The 18,648-nt window shown below is 34.4% G+C and carries 18 protein-coding genes; 16 read left to right on the top strand and 2 right to left on the bottom strand.

What is annotated here, in order from left to right:
- Genes HUE87_RS11355 through HUE87_RS11340 form a run of 4 tightly spaced genes read left to right on the top strand, consistent with a single transcriptional unit; the run spans position 1 to position 4,420 of the window.
- Positions 1 to 1,263: a homoserine dehydrogenase gene (locus tag HUE87_RS11355; RefSeq protein WP_194366503.1), complete on the top strand. Its 1,263-nt coding sequence runs from the start codon at positions 1 to 3 to the stop codon at positions 1,261 to 1,263.
- A gap of 10 nt (positions 1,264 to 1,273) precedes the next feature.
- Positions 1,274 to 2,005, top strand: a complete 732-nt coding sequence (locus tag HUE87_RS11350; protein ID WP_194366502.1) for an SDR family NAD(P)-dependent oxidoreductase — start codon at positions 1,274 to 1,276, stop codon at positions 2,003 to 2,005.
- A gap of 15 nt (positions 2,006 to 2,020) precedes the next feature.
- The gene (locus tag HUE87_RS11345) at positions 2,021 to 4,090 is read left to right on the top strand and encodes a molybdopterin oxidoreductase family protein (RefSeq protein WP_194366501.1); all 2,070 of its coding nucleotides are present in this window, start codon (positions 2,021 to 2,023) and stop codon (positions 4,088 to 4,090) included.
- Positions 4,091 to 4,420: a YraN family protein gene (locus tag HUE87_RS11340; protein ID WP_194366500.1), complete on the top strand. Its 330-nt coding sequence runs from the start codon at positions 4,091 to 4,093 to the stop codon at positions 4,418 to 4,420.
- A gap of 1 nt (position 4,421) precedes the next feature.
- On the opposite strand, the gene HUE87_RS11335 is transcribed toward HUE87_RS11340, so the two are convergent.
- Together HUE87_RS11335 and HUE87_RS11330 are read right to left on the bottom strand one after the other, a co-directional pair.
- The gene (locus tag HUE87_RS11335) at positions 4,422 to 4,811 is read right to left on the bottom strand and encodes a thioredoxin family protein (protein ID WP_194366499.1); all 390 of its coding nucleotides are present in this window, start codon (positions 4,809 to 4,811) and stop codon (positions 4,422 to 4,424) included.
- Positions 4,812 to 4,823: 12 nt separating this feature from the next.
- Positions 4,824 to 5,048, bottom strand: coding sequence for a hypothetical protein (locus HUE87_RS11330; protein WP_194366498.1), 225 nt, complete (start codon positions 5,046 to 5,048; stop codon positions 4,824 to 4,826).
- 131 nt (positions 5,049 to 5,179) lie between these two features.
- On the opposite strand from HUE87_RS11330, the gene HUE87_RS11325 reads away from it, so the two are divergent.
- From HUE87_RS11325 to HUE87_RS11270, 12 genes are all read left to right on the top strand, one after another.
- On the top strand, positions 5,180 to 6,595 hold the full coding sequence (locus HUE87_RS11325) for an aldehyde dehydrogenase family protein (protein WP_194366497.1): 1,416 nt from the start codon (positions 5,180 to 5,182) through the stop codon (positions 6,593 to 6,595).
- 98 nt (positions 6,596 to 6,693) lie between these two features.
- Positions 6,694 to 7,146, top strand: coding sequence for a 2-thiouracil desulfurase family protein (locus tag HUE87_RS11320; protein WP_194366496.1), 453 nt, complete (start codon positions 6,694 to 6,696; stop codon positions 7,144 to 7,146).
- 49 nt (positions 7,147 to 7,195) lie between these two features.
- Positions 7,196 to 7,561: a c-type cytochrome gene (locus tag HUE87_RS11315; protein ID WP_194366495.1), complete on the top strand. Its 366-nt coding sequence runs from the start codon at positions 7,196 to 7,198 to the stop codon at positions 7,559 to 7,561.
- Between the two features lie 17 nt (positions 7,562 to 7,578).
- Entirely contained in the window at positions 7,579 to 8,820 is a 1,242-nt protein-coding gene (locus HUE87_RS11310; protein ID WP_194366494.1) for a cytochrome c3 family protein, read from the top strand.
- A gap of 8 nt (positions 8,821 to 8,828) precedes the next feature.
- On the top strand, positions 8,829 to 9,854 hold the full coding sequence (locus tag HUE87_RS11305; RefSeq protein ID WP_194366493.1) for a cytochrome c3 family protein: 1,026 nt from the start codon (positions 8,829 to 8,831) through the stop codon (positions 9,852 to 9,854).
- Positions 9,855 to 10,006: 152 nt separating this feature from the next.
- Positions 10,007 to 10,819: a cytochrome c3 family protein gene (locus HUE87_RS11300; protein WP_194366492.1), complete on the top strand. Its 813-nt coding sequence runs from the start codon at positions 10,007 to 10,009 to the stop codon at positions 10,817 to 10,819.
- A gap of 127 nt (positions 10,820 to 10,946) precedes the next feature.
- Positions 10,947 to 11,534, top strand: a complete 588-nt coding sequence (locus HUE87_RS11295) for a hypothetical protein (RefSeq protein WP_194366491.1) — start codon at positions 10,947 to 10,949, stop codon at positions 11,532 to 11,534.
- 72 nt (positions 11,535 to 11,606) lie between these two features.
- A complete protein-coding gene (locus HUE87_RS11290) occupies positions 11,607 to 12,746 on the top strand; it encodes a 6-bladed beta-propeller (RefSeq protein WP_194366490.1) in 1,140 nt (379 codons plus the stop codon).
- Complete coding sequence (locus tag HUE87_RS11285; RefSeq protein WP_194366489.1) at positions 12,743 to 13,675, top strand: peptidylprolyl isomerase; 933 nt, start codon at positions 12,743 to 12,745, stop codon at positions 13,673 to 13,675. Before HUE87_RS11290 ends, HUE87_RS11285 begins: the two co-directional genes overlap by 4 nt.
- Before the next feature lie 9 nt (positions 13,676 to 13,684).
- Positions 13,685 to 15,478 (top strand): SGT1 domain-containing protein, encoded by a 1,794-nt coding sequence (locus HUE87_RS11280; protein ID WP_194366488.1) that lies wholly within the window; start codon positions 13,685 to 13,687, stop codon positions 15,476 to 15,478.
- A 33-nt stretch (positions 15,479 to 15,511) separates the two neighbouring features.
- On the top strand, positions 15,512 to 16,489 hold the full coding sequence (locus HUE87_RS11275; RefSeq protein WP_194366487.1) for a 6-bladed beta-propeller: 978 nt from the start codon (positions 15,512 to 15,514) through the stop codon (positions 16,487 to 16,489).
- A 12-nt stretch (positions 16,490 to 16,501) separates the two neighbouring features.
- Positions 16,502 to 18,646, top strand: coding sequence for a cytochrome c3 family protein (locus tag HUE87_RS11270; protein ID WP_194366486.1), 2,145 nt, complete (start codon positions 16,502 to 16,504; stop codon positions 18,644 to 18,646).
- Positions 18,647 to 18,648 lie beyond the last annotated feature (2 nt).

Here is an 18,648-nt window from a genome sequence, read left to right as displayed (position 1 = left end):
ATGATAAAAGTAGGAATAATTGGTGTTGGAACCGTTGGAACAAGTGTAGCTCAAATTTTAAAAGATAATGCTGATGTTATTTCTGCTCGTGCTGGTGTGGATATAGTAGTTAAAAGTGGAGTAGTTAAAAATCTAAATAAAGATAGAGGTTTAGATATAACTTTAACTAACAATGTTGATGACATACTTGATGACAGTGAAATAGATATTGTTGTTGAGCTTATGGGCGGAGTTGAAGAAGCATTTGAGGTTGTAAAAAAAGCACTTAAAAGTGGTAAAGCGGTTGTTACTGCAAACAAAGCGCTTTTGGCATATCATCGTTATGAGCTTCAAAGCTTGGCTAAAGATATAGCATTTGAGTATGAAGCTAGTGTTGCAGGTGGTATTCCAATTATTAACGCTCTTCGTGACGGACTTTCAGCAAACCACATTGAATCAATTATGGGAATTATGAACGGTACATGTAACTATATGATGACAAAGATGACTAATGATGGTGTAGCGTATGATGACATTTTAAAAGAGTCCCAAGAATTAGGTTACGCAGAAGCAGACCCAACATTTGATGTAGGTGGATTTGATGCTGCTCATAAGCTACTTATTTTAGCAAGTATTGCTTATGGTATAGATGCTAAGCCTGAAGATATCTTGATTGAGGGTATACAAAATGTAACTCAAGAAGATATATCTTTTGCCAAAGAATTCGGATATGCCATAAAACTTCTTGGTATTGCTAAAAAAGATGGAAATGAAGTTGAACTTCGTGTTCATGCTTGTCTTATCAAACAAGAAGAGATGATAGCAAAAATTGATGGTGTTATGAATGGAATCTCTGTAGTTGGAGATAAAGTTGGTGAGACACTTTACTATGGTCCTGGTGCTGGTGGAGATGCTACAGCTTCTGCTGTTGTTGCAAATATCATAGATATTGCCAGAAGCGGAAAGTCTACTCCAATGCTTGGATTTGACAGACCAATGGAAGGAAGTAAGCTTACTCTTAAAGCTACACAAAATATTGAATCAAAATACTATCTTCGTATTAATGTTTCTGACAAAAAAGGTGTATTAGCAAAAATAACAAAAATTTTTGAAGACAACAATATCTCAGTTGAGACTATGCTTCAACGTCCAGCATCACAAGATTCTGCAAATTTACTGATTTCAACACATGTAGCATATGAAAGAGATATTCAAGCTATGATTAAAGAGATAGAAGCACTTGATTTTGTAAACTCAACTCCAGTTATGATTAGGATAGTGTAGGTTTTTACCTTTGAAAATCTTAATAACAGGAGCAAGCAGCGGGATAGGTGAAGCGTTAGCAAGACTCTATGCTACTAAAGATAATGAGCTTATTTTATTGGCAAGAAGAGAAACTCGTTTAACAAAGCTACAGCAAGAATTCGCCCCACATGTAAAAAATATACATGTAGTTGTAGCAGACCTATCGGACTTTGAAAAACTTCAAGAAAAAATAAAACTAATCGGCGCTATTGATATGGTCATTTTAAATGCCGGAATATCAATAGGACACTCCATGGAGATAACACCATTTAAAGATTTTAAAAAACTTTTCGATGTTAACTTATTTGCTAATCATGCAATTTTAGAAATCTTGCTTCCTCTGTTTAAAGCACAAAAAAGCGGTAAAATAGTTTTCATTTCATCATTATCTTCACTAATTGCAATGCCAAGTTCAAAAGCTTATAGTTCCTCAAAAAGAGCACTCAATGCTTACGCTGAATCTATTAGATACAAGTATAAAAAAGATGGTATAGAAGTTATAAATATATTACCTGGCTTTATAAAAAGTGAACTTACTGACAAAAATAAGTTTAAGATGCCATTTTTACTTAGTACCAAAGATGGTGCTATGAAAATTTATAAAGCTATCCAAAAGAGTAAAAGATTTTATCCTTTCCCTTTTAGATTTTATTTAATTATTAAACTTTTAAACTTATTTCCGCAGTTTTTAAGAGATAAGATTGTAAACTTCATCAATTGAATTTGGGAAGTTTTTATGGAAAATGTTGAAACTATAGATAGTGTTTGTACTTATTGTGGTGTTGGCTGTGATATTGCAGCTAACGTTAATACTGATACTAATAAAATTCAAAAGATTTTTGCACACCCAGATGGAGTCGTTTCACAAGGAAAACTTTGTATAAAGGGTAAATATGGCTTTGATTTTGTTGATTCACAAGAGAGGCTGAAAATACCAAGAGTCAGGAAAACTTTTCTTGATAAAAACCCAGCAATAAAAGAGGCTATCTCCTCGTCATTGGTTGATTTTGATGAGACTTGGTATGAAACAGATCTAGACTCTGCTACAACTGCAGCCTCTATGAAACTTCAAGAGATTAGAAAGAACTATGGTGACAGAAGTATTGCCTCAATAGGTGGTGCTAGAACTTCATGTGAAAGTGTATACCTTTTTCAAAAGTTTACTCGCCACACAATAAACTCACCACATGTAGATAATTGTGCACGAGTTTGTCACGCTCCAAGTCTTACTGGTATGAAGAAAACTATTGGTGAAGGTGCGGCAACAAACCCGTATAATGATATATACAATGCCGAATTTATGATAGTAATTGGCTCAAACACAACAGAAGCTCACCCAATTATCTCAAACCGTATTGTAGAAGTGGCACAAAAGCATGATAACCTAGCAGTATTTGACGTAAGAGAGATAAAGCTTCATAGATTCTCAAAATATAAAGCAATCATCCCGCATGAAGCGAATCTACTTGTTTTAAATATGATAGCTTATGTGATTATGGATGAAGAGCTTTATGCTGAGAGTTTTATTGCTGACAGAACTAAAGGTTTTGCAGAGTTTAAAGAGAAGATTTTAAATGACCCATATGCTAATCCTAAGTATTTTGAAAATATTGAGGGCTATGAGTATCTAAGCAAAATGATTCCAAAAGTGGCTCGTGAATACGCACTAAAACAATCTATGATATTTTGGGGACTAGGAGTTACTGAACATCTAGATGGTTCTTACGCAGTAATGGCTATTGTACATCTTGCTCTTATGACAGGAAATGTAGGAAAAAGCGGAGCTGGACTTATGCCTCTTCGTGGTCAAAACAATGTGCAAGGTGCTTGTGATATGGGAATGCTTCCAAATTATGATCCTGATTACCAAGAGCCAAAAGAAGTTGGTCTTATGACACCTCAGTTAGTTGATGAGATGTTAGAAGGGCGCCTAAAAGCTGTTTTAAACATGGGTGAAGATTTAACTCATATACACCCAAATTTAAATAAACTAAATAGAGCTATGGATAACTTAGAGTTTGTTATGGTTCAAGAACTCTTTATGACAGATATAACATCAAGAGCAGATATAGTAATAGGTGTAAAATCTGCCTATGAAAAAACAGGTGTTTATGTAAACGCAATGCGTCGTCTGCATCTTTCTCAACCGCTTGTAAAATCAGACCTGCCTGATGATTGGGAAGTAATAAAACTTCTTGATAATAAAATGGGGGGAGATTATGCTTATAAAAACTCAAATGAGATTTGGGATGAAGTAAGAGAGGTTGCATATCGTCGTTTTAGTGGAGCTTCATATAGCAGGCTTGAGCGTCACCGTAAGCGTGGACTGCAGTGGCCTGTCCATACGGAAGACACACCGATACTTCATCAACTAGACTTTAGAACTGACGATGGACTTGGTGAATTTCATTATCATCAATATAAGCTTCGCGGGATGATAGAAGAGATATTGGCTAAAAAATTAACCGGTTATCATTTAACAACGGGGAGAACAATCGCTCAATATAATAATGCCGCGCAAACCAAACAGACACCAAGTTTAATGAAGCGTTATAGTGAAGATGTTCTTTTAGTAAATGAAGATGACGTGGCAGATTTTACAAGCGAAAGAGTAATTTTAAAAACAGAGTTTGGTCAAACTTCACCACTTCTTGTTAAGCTAACAAACAAAGTAGAGCCAAAAACTCTTTTTTCAACTTTTCACCATGCAGATTCCAAGATAAATAATCTGTTTGGAGATAAGTGTGATGAGGTTATTTTAACTGCTGCTTTTAAATCTATAAAAGTTGAAGTGATTAACTGCTAAATGAGCAGATCTAAGGGAAATATTGCTGAAGATAAAGCGAGTGAATTTCTCTTAGAAAATGGATTTTTTGTAGCTGAGAGAAACTTTTACTCTCGCTTTGGCGAGATAGATATAATTGCAGTAAAAGATGAGGTTATTCATTTTATAGAGGTAAAAAGCGGAGTTGATTATGAGTGTGCCATTCAAAATATAACCCAGAAGAAGCTATCAAAAGTCATAAAAACAGCACATGTTTATATGAAAAAAAATTCTCTCGACGTAAATTTTGTTTTTGATGCAATTATTGTAACACCTAAAAATATAGAGTTATTGGAGAACATTACACTCTAGTTTATTTTGCTAAATCAGCTTCTTCAAGTAAATCGTAAAAACCGTCAATTTCTCTGCTTCCTTGAGCCGCATATATTATCTCACCATTTTTTGTTAGAAAGTAATGTCTAGGGACACCTCTGACTTTAAATTTTGCTGGTATTTTATGTCTATCTCTTGACATGTATAAAAGTACATAATCTTTCTTCAGTCTTTGTATAACTCTATTGTCTGAGAGAGTCATCTCTTTAAATCTATCACACCATTTGCAAACATCCGCACCAACAAAAAGATAAACACACTTCTTCTCCTCTTTTGCTTGCGATAAGGCAACATCATAATTATGTAACCAATTTAATTCGGCACTAAAAAGAGTTGATAGAAGCACTGATATAACTATAAAAAGTTTCATTTTTCCCTTTTGTTAGGCGTAAATATCTAAAATAGAATCGCTACTAATTGTAAGTTCAAGCTCTTTAACTTGAGTAGCTTCGAAGTTTTCTGCATTGCTAAGCGCTTGGTTTATCGCACCATCAAGTCCCGAACTGCTATCTGCTGTATTTTTACTGCCAACAGAAACAGTATCAGCTCTTCCAACTTGTACTTGGCTAGAATAAGGTGACTGAAATATATAGCGAGTAACTTCCATGACATCCTCCTGTTTATCTACCCATATAATAACATAAAATTTAAAAGCCTAAAATAAAATAAGTTTGCTACTTTTTTAATGGTATAATTTTTCATATTATAATTATAAAAACTTTTTACGCAAGGAATTACATGAATGCAAAAATATTTTTTGGCTCAGTTGAAGCTATAACAGATAATTGCAGTGAAAGAAGAAGTCCATTTAGTGGAGAAGTTGTCTCGTATGCTCCTATTTGTGATGAGAAAGATGCTTTAAAAGCATTACAAATTGCGCAGGACGCAACAAAGTATGCTAAACAATCAACTCTTTCTCAAAGATGCAACTGGCTTTTGGATGTGGTAAAAAAACTTAAAGAGCAAAAAGAGGATATCGCAAAAACTATAACCGATGAAGTTGGTAAGCCAATATCTTTTGCAAGAGTTGAGGTAGATAGATGTATTGAAACAGTAACTTTGTCAGCTGAGACTATGCGAACAATGCATGGTGAAACAATTAACACTGATGCAATGCCTAGTGGTAAAAAAACAACTGCATTTTTCACTAGAGAGCCAGCTGGTGTAGTTGTGGCAATCACTCCATTTAATTTTCCATTAAATCTTGTAGCACATAAGCTAGCTCCTGCTTTGGTTGCAGGAAACTGTGTTGTCTTAAAGCCAACACCAGAAGCGCCATTAACGGCATATAAATTTGCAAAACTCTTTATAGAGAGTGAGTTCGCCATAAAAGATGCTCTTAGTGTGGTCTACGGCGATGCAGAAGTTGGAAGTGCTTTAATTACTAGTAATATTCCACGTGTTATCAGCTTCACTGGTTCAGTTCCTGTTGGACGCATTATCACTAAAAATGCCGGCATTAAAAAAGTATCTTTAGAGCTTGGCGGAAATGCAGCTACTTACATAGATAAGAGTGCTGATTTAGATTTGGCTGCTCAGCGTTGTGCTTTAGGTGCTTTTGTAAACTCTGGACAAGTTTGCATATCTCTGCAGAGAATATACGTTAATTCTGATATTTATGATGAATTCGCAAAAAATATGGCAGAAGAGACTAAAAAATTGGTAGTTGGCTCTCCTTATGAAGATGATACTTTTATGGGACCGCTTATAGATGATGATGCGGCTATTCGTGCTATGGGTTGGGTAGAGAGTGCTATAGAGGAGGGAGCAACTCCTCTTCTTACTCCAAGACATGAGGGAAGAATGTTTTACCCTTGTGTTATGGTTGATGTAAGAGATGACATGGCAATAGTTTGTGAAGAGGTATTTGCCCCTATTGTTTCACTAATAAAAGTTGGCTCATTTGATGATGCAATTCCTCGAATGAACAACTCTCCATACGGACTTCAGTTTTCTGTTTTCACAAATGACTTGAAGCTGACTCAACGTGCTATATCTGAGCTTGATGCTGGTGGAATAGTTATAAATGACATGCCAACTCTTCGTTTTGATATACAGCCTTATGGTGGTGTGAAGCTAAGTGGAGTAGGGCGTGAAGGTCCTAAGTTCGCTATAGAAGAGATGACAGAAATTAAGAGTGTAGTCATCTGCTAATGAATTTATTTAAAATTCATTTTGCATCGATAGAGGCAACTTTAGTAGCACAGCGCTTAGCGTTAATTATATGGGCTTTGCTCATATAATGGAGTTAAATGAATAGTGGTAAAAAGGTCATCATCTCTGCTTGTTTACTTGGCGAGAATTGTCGCTATGATGGTAAAACAAAAAAAGTAAATGAAGTCATTGAAGCTTTTAAAGATTATGAAATCATCCCTTTTTGTCCAGAAGCACCTCTTTTTGGAACACCAAGAGAAAAAATTAATATTGTAAATGTTGATGGCAAGAATAGAGTTATTACTGATAGTACAAATGTAGACATCACAAAACTTTTAGAAGATGAAATCATTGAATTTATAAAAGAGAATCCAGAAGTAGATGAGATTGTTTTGAAATCAAAAAGCCCAAGCTGCGGCTTTGGAACAACTCCTATTTTAAATTGTGAAAAAGAAATTATTGAATATGGAAACGGTATAGCTGCAGAACTTTTTTTTGTAACATATAAGGATATTAATATAAAAGATGAGTGCCTAATTATAGAAATTTAAAAAAAGTTATGCTACAATCGGCGCACTATTCTTTAAAAAAGGCTTTTAAATGAAAAAATTTATATTGGGTTTATCTTTTAGCATATTGTTTTTCTCTAATGTTATAGCAGAAGATTCAGATGATGTTATCAAAGCAAAGGGTAAAGCAATCTTCGAATCAAAAGGTTGTACCCTTTGCCATAAATTAGACAAAGAGCTAATTGGTCCATCAATAATGACAATAGCGACTGCATATACAGGTAAAGAGAGTTCTTTAGTGTCTTATCTTAGTTCATTGGGAACCCCTATAGTTTATCCAGACCGCGCACCTGTTATGAACCCGCAATTGGCAAAAATTAAGACTCTTTCAAATGACAAAATGAAGGCTCTCGCAACATATCTGGTTTCAGCTGCTGATAGACCAAGACAAAGATAAATAAGAAAAGGTAAAAAATGAAATATAATCGTTTCTACATAGCAAATATAATTATCTCTTTATTGCTAACATGTACAAGTATCATGGCAGCTGAAGATTTTGGTGCAGATATGGCTGGTGCTCAAGCTGAAACTGAAACTCTCGCTTTAACTGAAAAAGAGAAGTTTTACGGAACTGCACTAAGAGCAGATGAAAAAGTTGTTCACCCTCCATATGAGTGGGGAGACTGTACTGTTTGTCATGAGGGAGCTAACCCTGAAGATGGAGAAGATTTAAAGCTTGACACTCCAGAATTGTGCTACCAGTGCCATGAACCAAAAGATACTAAGAATTTTATTCATGGACCAGTAGGAGCAGGTGCTTGTACAGCATGTCATAACCCACATGAATCACCAAACGCAAAACTTTTGGTTAGAGCTAGTATCAATGAGCTTTGTACATCGTGTCACGAGGCAAAAGATAAGTTTTTACACAATACTACATATATTCACCCACCAGTAAAAGATCAGTGTACAAACTGTCATGATCCTCACACTGAAGATAATCTTTACCAACTAAAAGCTGACCGTAAAAAAGATATCTGTCTTATGTGTCATGTAGATAAAAAAGTTTGGATAGCAGAAGTTACAGATAAGCATGGAGCAATTGATAGACCAAGAAAATGTCTTGAGTGCCACGACCCTCATGGTTCTGAGCATCCAAAGTTTATTATTAAAGATACAGCAAAAGAGTTATGTCTAACATGTCACAATGAGTCTTTAAAAACTGATGAGACAGGGTACAAGCTTCAAAATATTGCAAAACATCTTGAAGATAATCCAGATTGGCATGGTCCAATACTTTGGGGTGATTGTGCTGCATGTCACAATCCTCATGGCTCAAACAACTTAAGAATGTTAAAAAAACCATTTCCTAGAACTTTTTATGAAAGTTTTGACGAAAAAAATTATATCTGTTTTCAGTGTCATGAACCAGATAAAATTAAAGCAGAGTTTACAATTGAAGCAACTAACTTTAGAAATGGTGATAAAAATATACACTTTGTGCATGTTAACAAAATAAAAGGTCGTTCTTGTCGTGCTTGTCATGATTTTCATGGAACAAAAGAGTACCCACACCACTTAAGAAAGAAAACACAGTTTGGAAGAATAAATTTTCCAATTCGTTATATTGAAACTGAAAATGGCGGTTCATGTGCGCCAGCTTGTCATGCTCGTCGCCACTACGATAGAGAGACTCCAAAAGTCAACCTGAAATAGATCTGGTCTTGAAAACAATATATCTTTTCTTTATTCTTCTTCTTGTCGCTTTAAGCGGCAAAGCTGAAGAAGCTTCATCTTTTATTGAAATCATGAAACCTTTTGATTATACAAGATACGAAGGAAAAGACAGCACGTTTGTAATTGAAGCAAATCATAAAAGTGTAGATAAGATAGTTATTAGACAAGGCGATATAAATACAACAATAGATGTAACATCAGAAAAAGATACGTATTGTAAAACCGTTGAGCTTCATCCAGCAGTAAATACAATTTTTATTGAAGCATATAAAGATGGTAAACTTCTTAGTAGTGATAAAAGGGAGTCTTACTTTTACAATGATGTACTCCCTGGTGTAGATGTATATGATGCTGAACAGTATGATAAAAATTATTTTCATTCAGAAGAAGAGGAAGAGAAGTGTAAATCTTGTCATGATATGACAAATAATATACCTCCTGAAGATGAACCATTTGATGATGTCTCAGAAACTACATGTTATAAGTGTCACAGCGGTAAGTTAAATACCAAAAGTACGCATGCTCCTGCTGCTAACTGGTTGTGTACGATTTGTCATAATGGAAAAGGTGCTGAATACAACATAGACGATGAAGGACTTACGAAATATTTAGCACCTGATCCAATCGCAAAAACTTGTGCATATTGTCATGATACTGTAGAGGGGTGGCAAGCAAGCAGATATGGACATGGCCCAGTTAATGATGGAAGATGTAAAAGATGTCATAATCCACACGGCTCTGACAATGAGTTTTTTCTTCGTAAGCATATTTGGGACTTGTGCACAACTTGTCATACGGAAAAAGCGATTCCGGGCAACCATATAGTTTCAGGATTTGTTTTTTCAAGAAATGCAGGAGCTCACCCAACAAAAGATAGAGCAGACCCAGCACGGCCAGGAAGGGAATTCGTTTGTACAAGCTGTCATAACCCTCATGGATCCACAGGGATATATTTACTTAGAATGGAAGGTTCCCATCCTTTTAACGTATGTCAAAGATGCCATAAAAAGTAAACAGAAAGCAACTGTGTTACTTTCTGTAACTTAATTTTTGATAAAATAAAATTCTTAGTTGATGCTTGTTGCAATTATTAAGATTAATAGATATAATATTGTATATCAACAAAACATATAAGTAATTTACTATATGCAAAGGGAGAGATATTATGAATACTAAATTAAAATTGTTATTAGCTTCACTGTTAACAACAACAATGGCTTTCGCGGGTACTTCAGGTGCTACTTATGGTGGTGAATCGATTACTGCTACTGGTAGTCCACACAACATTAGCGTAAGAACTGGTGGTGCAACTACTGGTGATAATGGTGAAATTTGTGTATATTGTCACACGCCTCACGCGGCTAACACAGCTTTTTCAGGTGCGCCACTTTGGAATAAAGATTCACTAAACAAGCCTACGGCTGGTGTGTCTGGTTACAAGATGTATGGTAAAACGATTGGTGGAAGTGATAATAATGGTACTGTACCAGCGAATCCATCTTTAGTATGTTTATCATGTCATGATGGTATTTCTGCTGTTAACTCTATATTAAATGCTCCAGGTTCTGGTATGGGCGGTCTAAAAGATGGTAATATGAGTATGACTGGTATTGGCTCATTGAATGGCGGTAATATTGGTGCTGGTGGTTCATATGATGCAGGTGCTGGTGGTGCTGATGGTGTAGCTGACTTATCAAATGATCATCCAATTTCTATTACATATGTTCCAGGAAGAGCTTCTTTAAGAACAACTGCAACTACTTTACCAGCAGGAGATCAAGCATGGCTAGTACCAGGTGCTCCTGCAACTCCTAAAGTGTCGGATCTACTAAGAGGTTCTTCTAATGATCAAGTTGAGTGTGTTTCATGTCATGATCCACATAATGCAACAGGTTCAGCACAAGGTACAGGTGAAGTTAGTTATCTTCGTCATACTAACAAAGGTTCTCAGCTTTGTATTGGTTGTCACGACAAATAAGTATACTCTTGTTTGTTCGCAAAGGCAGGTGCTTTTAGCATCTGCCTTTTTTTTTGCCCTTTTTCTCCCATTTACATAAACACTATATAATAATCATTATACGCATAATAATCAGAAGGAATTTTAGATGAAAAAAAGTATTGTAGCACTTGTTTTTTTTAGTGTTTTAGCTCAGGCATATAGCTGTAAGTTTACACAAAAAAACAATATAGAAGTTCTCTTTAGAGGATATAAGACAGAATTTAAAGTTGCTATGGGTAGCCACTTTAACGATATCAAGTACTCTCCTGCCAAAAATGAAGCACCAACTTTGAAGCAACTACTTGTTGGCTCATCTGTAATTATAAATATAGTAGACATTGGTTCAAAAGAAGATCTGATAATACCTAATCTGAAGGAATATTTTTTTAAAAAGATAATAAAAAAAGATATTAGAGCTAAAATTATAGCCGTTGAAGCAGATAAGGAAATTTATAAAAAAAGTGGTTATATTACTATTGAGTTAGACTTTAATGGCGTTAAAAAAGAGCTTAAAACATCTTACTTTATAAAAAAAGGAGAATTTCATGCAAGGTGGCATATCTATATGAGAGATTTTAATGCAAGTGATGCATTGAACTCACTAGACAATGCATGTAGTGGTGAACATTTAGGAGTAACATGGGATGATGTTCATGCTAGTTTAATAATAAAAATAGATGAAATTTGCTACTAAACTATATTTACAGTAGATTGTTTAAATTCATCTGCTACAATAAAAATAATTATTTAATTTAAGGATTGTTATATGAAACTGATATTGGCTGTGCTTTTTATTTTTATGCAACTTATGTTTATAGGATGCTCAACAAAAGTAAAAGAGATAAAACAAGAAATGCTAGCGTTTCCTCCATATCCTGATAAGCCACGTATTGTTTACCTAGACACATATAGAGGTGAAAATGTTGAAGAGGAAGAAACTAACTTATTAGACAGTATAACTGGTGATACTAGTAAAAAAGTCCAAAACCCTCTTATAGTAAAACCTTATGGTGTAGCTTTTAAAAATGGAAAAATATATGTAGTAGACACAGGAACGAGAGTTGTTTTTATAATTGATGAAAAAACAAAAAAAGTAGCATACTTGGGCGCTGGCCAGGGAGCTAGTTTTGTTAGTCCTGTTTCTATAGCTTTTGATAAAGATGGCATAATGTATATAAGTGATATATTAGCAAAAAAAATTACAGGATATCAAGAAGGAACTTTAGTTTTTACTCTTGGAAGTCGCTTAGACTTTACAGCACCAACAGGGATAGCTATTGATAAGGAGCTTCATAGATTATATGTTGTAGATACAAAAGCACATGATGTAAAAGCTTATGATTTGGCTACTAAAAAGCTTTTGTATAAAGTTGGTAAAAGAGGTAATGCTCATGGAGAATTTAACTTCCCTACAAATATTGCCATAGATAGAAGAAACAATAATTTTGTAGTAACAGACACACAAAATTTTAGAGTACAGATTTTTGATAAAGATGGAAAGTTTATAAAAAGTATTGGTAAGGTTGGTGATAGACCTGGTGACTTCGCAAGACCAAAAGGGGTAGGTATTGATAGTGAAGGGCATATTTATGTAGCTGATAGTGCATTTAATAATGTTCAAGTTTTTAATCAAGAAGGTGAGATAATGACTTATTTTGGTCATGCAGGATTCGTAGAACCAGCAACATTTAGACTTATTTCGGGGATGTATATTGATGAAAATGATAAACTAATTATAGCTGATGGCTTTTCAGGAAGAGTACAGTCGTTTCAATACTTAAGTGAAAAATGGCAAAAAAACAATCCATTAAAGTACAAAGAGTATGTAGATTATACACCTAAAGCTGTTTTAGAAAGAGAAAGAAAAGAAAAAGAAAAACAGACAAAAAAGGATGGTGACAAATGAAAAAGATATTAGTTTCACTTTTTATTGTTTTGTCTTTTTCTCATGCGACAGTACTTCCAGAAAATACAGTTGCAGTAGTAAACGGAACAGCAATAATTCAAGAAGAACTTAATTATACTGTTGAAAAACTATTGCCTAGAATTTCTTTTCATACAAATTTAAAAAAAGCAAAAACAGATGAGTTGATAAAAAAAGCCTTAGATGAACTTATAAATATAAATATTTTTTATACTTATGGACTTTCACAAGGTTTTAAACCAAAGCAAGAGGATTTAGATACTAGAAAAAAGGAACTTCTTAAGGCTGCAAATAATTCAAGAGCTCAACTAGATATTTATTTTCAGAAGAAACGTACTAGCTTCGATTTATATATGCATGCATTTAAAAAAGAGTTAGTTTTAGCTCAAGTTTATGAAAAAAACATAAAAAGCGTACCAACAGAAAAAGAGCTTAAAGAATATTATAAAAACAACAAGCACAAGTTTAAAATGCCAGAGAGAATAAATATCAAAATGATATATATAAAAAACAATCCAATGGACCCTATAGGGAATAAAAAGGCAAAGAAAAAAGCAGATGAAGCATTAGCAAAAATCAAAAGTGGCACATCATTTGAGGAAGTGGCAGAAAAATACTCTAGTGACAGGAGTCGTGTTAAGGGTGGTAACTTGGGCTTTATGCATAAGGGACAGATAACTGCTAGTATAGAAGAAGAAGTGTTTAAAATGAAGCCTGGGGAACTTAGTGAGGTTATGGAACGAGGTCTGGGTTGTTATATAGTAGAAGTCATTGAAAAAGGTGAAGCGAAGCAGCTTCCATTCAGCAAGATAAAAGATAATTTAAAAAAAGACTTACAAACTAAAGAAGAGAAAATTAAACGAGACGAGCTTCTTGAGAAGTTAAAGAAAAAAGCAAAGATAATAAAGTAAATTCAAGAAGTGATGAAGAATTTTTGTTTAACCTTTGTTTGCCTTGTGTTAATTTGCTCACCTGTTGTTCTGGCAAAAAATCATCCAGACAAGGGTTTAAGTGGTAATATTGAGTTTAACTATGAAGATGATCAAAGTGAAACCCAAGACTATAAGAACAGTGAAGAAACATTTACACAAAAGTATAAGTTATTGTACGATGGAAATGTTTATCATCCAAAAATTTTACAATATAAGGTATATGGATCTTTAGACTATTCAGACTTAAAGCAAAATGATTCAATGTCAAATATTAAAAATGATAATAGCTCACAAAGTAATAATTATGGTGGTGATTTTTCATTTTTAAAAAGTACGAAAGTCCCATTTAGTATAGGCTACAGTAAGTTTACTGAACCTTCAATAGAAATAGGAGTAGATGCTAATAGTACTTCTATATACTATTTAAGAACTATAGAAAATTATAATTTTGGTGGTTCTGTAGACCTGGGTAAATTTGGATTAAACTATTATCTTAATGAAAGTAAAAACAAGAAAAACTCAAGCAATACTTCTGAAAAAGAAACTGATGCTAAATATGGCGTAAATTTAAACTATAAAGGCACTGGACAAAGTTTTAAATTAGGATTTCTAAATAACATTCGAAAAGTAGATACAAATAATGTAAATTCTAATGCAATAGATAGCGAAGATAATGTTGTTGATTTTAGTTATAGTTATTATCCAAGTCAAAGTTTTAAGCTGGATACTTCTTTATTGTATCAAAGTACTACTATTGACAATAATGTGAGCAATCTTGAAACTAAAGTGGCCTATGGAAATATTGTATTAAACTGGAAACCAAATAAAGATATACTAGGCTCCATTGGCCTTGATATCGTTAATACAGATTATTCCCCATATGATTATAATAATATTTCTAATCCTACAGAAGGGTCTAATTCAATTAGCACGATAAATTTAAATCAGATGTTTAGCTATAATATATTGCCAGGGCTTTTAGTTGGTCAAAATGCAAGTTATTTTACTACACAAGACGACATTTATATGAATAAAAGAGCAATGTTCAATCTAATAACTACATACAGCAAAACTATAAATTTATTTAACCAAAGAAATATTATTACCACTAGTTCACTTGTTGGGAATGTAGTGAGTAACACAACAGAACGTTTTGATGAAAATCAAACTAGTGCCGAAGAAGATAGCTTAGATAAAACACTAACTCTTAGTCTTAGAGCTTCATTAAGAGAAAACCTGCCAAGACTAAGGTCTAATGGTACAATTGTTACTTCATATAATCGTGTTATGCAATCACAAGAAGATAGCAGTGATACATGGCGCACAAGCGTAAATTTAGAAACTTACTTGGGATATCTTACAAATAAATTTGTTGCATCTTATCAACTAAAGCAAGGCACTACTGTTGTATCTTATGGTAATAATTCAAATTTGTCGTATAATAGAAGGATAGGTTTAAGAAGCACCATATCAGCATCGGCAGGTTATACATATGATAGTTTGATTACTGAAGATGTGTCAAGTGATATTTCTAGTGCGAATTCATCTCTGAACTTTCAATACGTAGGAAGGAAGTTGTCTATTCAATCAAATGCTAGAGCTCTTAATAATTTTACTGCTAAGCAAGTGTCCTATGGAGGTGGTGCATCTATGAAGTATGTAGCTGGTAAAACAATTTTTACATTATCTTATGATTATATGTATTCAATGACAGTCGGCTCTATTAAGGATACATATACATCTAGAGGAATTATGCGAGCAAAATTGGTAAGAAATTTTTAAAAGGAGATAGGGGTGAGGAATTTTATAAAGTTAATGTTTGTTTTTTTTATTGGTATGAGTTTATATGCAGGGACACAAGAGAGATTATATTGGCCTCAAGAGCCTGACCCTGCTCGTATAGAGTACATAGATTCATTTTCTACAGCAGCTCAAGCAGGTGTAAAAAAAGGTTTTTTTTCTAAGCTTAGTGATTTTGTTTTTGGAGAAGATAATTTTAAACTCTTAGCACCTTTTGGTTTAAAAATTGTAAAAAATAAAATCTATGTAACAGATATTTCGTTAAAGTCTGTTTATGTATTTGACACAGAGAATGATGAAATCATAGATATAAAGGGATCAAGTAAACAGCCATTTTTATACCCTATTGGTGTTTGTGTTGATGATGAAGGAAATATTTATGTTTCTGATTCTGTTCGTGCACAAATATTTGTTTTTAAAGAAGATGGAGATTTTAAGCATATTATACAAAATGTTAGGATTAAGAGACCAGTAGGTGTTGCCATAAACCCAGAGAATAAAAACTTATATATTGTAGACGCAGTATCTAGCCAAATACATGTAATGAATACTAACGGCAAGTTCCTTTTTTCTATAGGTAATTTTGGAAAAAAGGCTGGAGAATTTAATAGACCAACATATATTGCAATTGGTAAAAATGGCAAACTATATGTTACAGATTCTTTAAATCATCGTGTGCAAATACTTGATAAAGATGGAAACTACATAAGTTCATTTGGTAATGTAGGGGAAAAGATAGGTAGTTTTGTAAATCCAAGAGGTATAGCAGTTGATAGTGATGAAAATATTTATGTGAGTGATACACTCTTTAATGCTATACAGATTTTTAATCAAAAAGGTGAATTACTGCTTGTTTTAGGTAGATATGGCAATAGAGCTGGTGAGTTTTCTTTGCCTGTTAATATATCTATATCAGAAAATGATAAAATATACATTAGCGATACAAATAATAAAAGAGTTCAGATGTTTAAACGCCTGAATATATCTAAATAGAGAGGGGTTGAAATGAGGTTTATTAAATTATTTGTTATAGGAATATCATTTTTTGCATCAGTCTCTCTTTTTGCTGGAATTGTAAACACAAAACATAATCTTTCCGTTAGTAACACTGGAGGAACAGTAAAAGCTACGTCAGAAACGGAAATTTGTGTTTTTTGTCATACCCCACATGGAGCAGAACCTGTTGGAGCCCCACTATGGAACAGAAGTATGCCTGCTAGTGCTTATACTATGTATGATAGTGATTATTTGAGAAGAACAGGGTATCCAATGCCATCAGTATTAGGAAGTGCAAATGGAGAACCAGGAACAATATCTAGACAATGCCTTAGTTGTCATGATGGAACTGTAGCTATTGGCGCTATTACAAATGCTCCAGGTAGTGGTAATGGTAGTGATATTGCTATGGGTGGTGTTGCTGGTGATGGGACAATGTTGAGTGGTAGTAGTGCTTTTATAGGTACTGATTTAGGTAAGCATCATCCAGTAGCAGTATCATATGGGGAAACTATGACAATGCCGTCAGCTGGTGCTCCACATTCACAATCTGCATCTAGAGGCAATGAACTAAAGGCTACCCCAGATTCACCAATAGTGCTTCGTGAATATCTAGGATATCCTGGTCAAAAGTTTGTAGAGTGTATCTCATGTCATGACCCACACAAAGAGAATGGAAAGTTTTTACGAGTAGATACAGGTGCGACACATGGACAAAATATAGCAACTACATGTATGTCATGTCATGTAAAAGATAATTTTGTAGGAAGCACGCATGATGTTAAAACTGCTACCTATACTAACTCAACTGTGAATACTAAATTTTCAAATGGAGCTAGTACAAAGGTATCTGACATGAAATGTGTAAATTGTCATACTCCTCATAATGCAGGTGACGACCAGTATTTAACAAGACGAGTGCAGGAGCAAACATGTTACCAAGGAGCATCTGATACAGTAAGCACAGCTCCATGTCACGGTTCAGGTGGTGCATCAGGTGGAAAAGACATAGAGACTGCTATGAGTGAGCAATACGGTCATGGATTCACATTGAGAAATAGCAATGGAAATATAAAGCACACAAATCTAGATTATATTTATGGTGCGGGTGTAACAAATGATCAAGGTCCAACAAGTGGTATAGATTGGACTAGTTCTCAACATGTAGAGTGCATGGACTGTCATAATCAGCATCAGGTAAAAGAGATTAGCCGTACACTACCAGGTTCTTTGTACCCAACTAACGGTGCTGGCACAAACCTTATAGTAAATGGAGCAAATGAAGGTCCGTTAAAAGGTGCTAGCGGAGTTAGACCAACATCCTTTACATCAACAGCTAGATGGGAGCAGCCAACAACATTTACAACACTCGAAACTGCTACTTATGAGTATGAGGTGTGTTTTAAGTGTCACTCATATTGGGGGATAGGTGCTGATGGAGCGAATGGAGATACGATGACAAATAGTCCTGCACACTCAGCATATGTGACATTTAGTGATGCAAATGTAAATTTTACAGATGTTGCGTGGGAGTTTAATGTCAATAACCGCTCAGGTCACCCTGTAAATGTTGCACTCGGTAGTAGAACTGGAAGTAATTCTCCAAAAGCTTTACAAGATAGTGAGATGAGAGATCCATGGAAAAGTGAAGGTACTCAGACTATGTACTGTAGTGATTGTCATGGAGCAGCTGATGAGACAGGGACTGACCCAAAAGGTCCTCATGGTTCTAGTTATAAGTTTATGCTAAAAGGTAAAAATACTGATAATTATTGGCCAGCTGATTCAGGAGGAACCCTATTTAAATCTGGTAGTAGTAATAATAGTGGAAACAACCCAGGTGTCTTTTGTCGAAATTGTCACTTTATAGAACAAGGTGGACCTAATCACACTGAAAGAAATGAGATGAATTTGGAATGTGTAAGATGTCATATCGCAATTCCTCATGGTTCTCCTATGTCAAGATTGTTGGGCATGACTACTTTTCCAGCACCATATAATTACAATGGAAATAAGATTTATTTTACTAGAATAGCAAAAGGTAGTGCAACTTGGAATGCAAATCAAATATTAGCAAATGGACCTAGCTGTAGTGATAAGCATAGGTCTGGTGACCAAACTGGTACAGCAGAGACTAAGCCAACCGGTTGGTAAGA

This window comes from Candidatus Sulfurimonas marisnigri (genome assembly GCF_015265475.1).
Classification (GTDB): Bacteria; Campylobacterota; Campylobacteria; order Campylobacterales; family Sulfurimonadaceae; genus Sulfurimonas; species Sulfurimonas marisnigri.
Note: the sequence above shows the minus strand (reverse complement) of the source record. Positions and strands in the feature narration are given on the sequence as shown.

What these genes read in the sequence shown, in the direction of transcription:
- HUE87_RS11355 (WP_194366503.1), top strand. Translation starts at nt 1, where the DNA reads ATGATAAAAGTAGGAATAATTGGTGTTGGAACCGTTGGAACAAGTGTA.
- HUE87_RS11345 (WP_194366501.1), top strand. Translation starts at nt 2,021, where the DNA reads ATGGAAAATGTTGAAACTATAGATAGTGTTTGTACTTATTGTGGTGTT.
- HUE87_RS11340 (WP_194366500.1), top strand. Translation starts at nt 4,091, where the DNA reads ATGAGCAGATCTAAGGGAAATATTGCTGAAGATAAAGCGAGTGAATTT.
- HUE87_RS11335 (WP_194366499.1), bottom strand. Translation starts at nt 4,811, where the DNA reads ATGAAACTTTTTATAGTTATATCAGTGCTTCTATCAACTCTTTTTAGT.
- HUE87_RS11330 (WP_194366498.1), bottom strand. Translation starts at nt 5,048, where the DNA reads ATGGAAGTTACTCGCTATATATTTCAGTCACCTTATTCTAGCCAAGTA.
- HUE87_RS11325 (WP_194366497.1), top strand. Translation starts at nt 5,180, where the DNA reads ATGAATGCAAAAATATTTTTTGGCTCAGTTGAAGCTATAACAGATAAT.
- HUE87_RS11320 (WP_194366496.1), top strand. Translation starts at nt 6,694, where the DNA reads ATGAATAGTGGTAAAAAGGTCATCATCTCTGCTTGTTTACTTGGCGAG.
- HUE87_RS11315 (WP_194366495.1), top strand. Translation starts at nt 7,196, where the DNA reads ATGAAAAAATTTATATTGGGTTTATCTTTTAGCATATTGTTTTTCTCT.
- HUE87_RS11310 (WP_194366494.1), top strand. Translation starts at nt 7,579, where the DNA reads ATGAAATATAATCGTTTCTACATAGCAAATATAATTATCTCTTTATTG.
- HUE87_RS11300 (WP_194366492.1), top strand. Translation starts at nt 10,007, where the DNA reads ATGAATACTAAATTAAAATTGTTATTAGCTTCACTGTTAACAACAACA.
- HUE87_RS11295 (WP_194366491.1), top strand. Translation starts at nt 10,947, where the DNA reads ATGAAAAAAAGTATTGTAGCACTTGTTTTTTTTAGTGTTTTAGCTCAG.
- HUE87_RS11290 (WP_194366490.1), top strand. Translation starts at nt 11,607, where the DNA reads ATGAAACTGATATTGGCTGTGCTTTTTATTTTTATGCAACTTATGTTT.
- HUE87_RS11285 (WP_194366489.1), top strand. Translation starts at nt 12,743, where the DNA reads ATGAAAAAGATATTAGTTTCACTTTTTATTGTTTTGTCTTTTTCTCAT.
- HUE87_RS11275 (WP_194366487.1), top strand. Translation starts at nt 15,512, where the DNA reads ATGTTTGTTTTTTTTATTGGTATGAGTTTATATGCAGGGACACAAGAG.
- HUE87_RS11270 (WP_194366486.1), top strand. Translation starts at nt 16,502, where the DNA reads ATGAGGTTTATTAAATTATTTGTTATAGGAATATCATTTTTTGCATCA.